The organism is Streptococcus pluranimalium, from assembly GCF_047785745.1.
Taxonomy (GTDB): domain Bacteria; phylum Bacillota; class Bacilli; order Lactobacillales; family Streptococcaceae; genus Streptococcus; species Streptococcus pluranimalium_B.
The window spans coordinates 1-1,092 of record NZ_JBLOJT010000204.1; the positions used below are offsets into that span (position 1 = coordinate 1).

1 protein-coding gene is annotated in these 1,092 nt (G+C 39.7%); it reads right to left on the reverse strand.

Going from position 1 to position 1,092, the window contains the following annotated elements; translation table 11 throughout:
* Positions 1-13: 13 nt before the first annotated feature.
* Positions 14-1,000 carry a rhodanese-related sulfurtransferase gene (locus ACMZ6U_RS10490; protein ID WP_416108355.1) on the reverse strand — a complete coding sequence of 329 codons (987 nt, stop codon included), beginning with the start codon at positions 998-1,000 and terminating at the stop codon, positions 14-16.
* Between the last annotated feature and the right edge of the window lie 92 nt (positions 1,001-1,092).

Here is a 1,092-nt window from a genome sequence, read left to right on the forward strand (position 1 = left end):
TAAATATCTTAGATTAAGACTTAACATATTTTGGTAAGCTTTCTCCGATTGCTTCTAAACGTGCTTGCCACTCATCGCGTGTCAGACCGTTTTCTTGAACATAGCGATTACGCTCATGCGCACGACATTCTGCTGAGCAACCACGAACATATTTCGCTTCATTTTCTTCAGAAGCAAAGATTTGTTTGTTACAGAATGGGTTTGCACAATTAACGTAACGATCACATGGTGTACCATCAAAATGATCTTTTGAAATCACTGTTGGGTTAACGTGATTAATTGGCACTGAGATACGGTCGTCAAAGACATACATCGCACCTTCCCAAAGATCACCCTGTACTTCTGGATCTTTACCATAAGTAGCAATACCACCGTGAAGTTGACCGACGTCCTTGAAGCCTTCACGAACCATCCAACCAGAGAATTTCTCACAACGAACCCCACCAGTACAGTACACAACAACACGTTTTTCCATGAATTTTTCTTTGTTGTCGCGTACCCATTGTGGCAATTCGCGGAAGTTACGGATATCTGGACGAACGGCACCTTTGAAATGACCAAGGTCGTACTCATAATCGTTCCGAGTATCCAAAACGATAGTATCTTCATCGAGAAGGGCTTCTTTAAATTGTTTTGGATTGAGGTATTCACCAGTTGTTTCTAGTGGGTTGATATCACTATCAAAGTCGTTATCTTCTAAGCCAAGGTGAACAATTTCTTTTTTATAACGAACAAACATCTTACGGAAAGCTTGCTCTTCTTCTTCATCAATCTTGAACCACAAATCAGCAAAGCGCTCATCGCTGTGTACCCAATCCATGTATTTTTGAGTAGTTTCGTAGTCACCAGACACTGTGCCGTTGATCCCTTCATCGGCAATCAAGATACGGCCTTTAAGGCCAATTGATTTACAAAATGCCAAATGTTTTTTAGCGTATTCTTCCGCATTTTCAATTGGAACATACTTGTAGTACAACAAAACTCTGATTTTTTCTGACATAATAGTCTCCTTTAATCGCCTTTGCAGTAGGCGTTAGTCTCCTTTATTTTAACCTTATTTACCAACTTTTTCAATCTCTTTGTTTTTAAGTC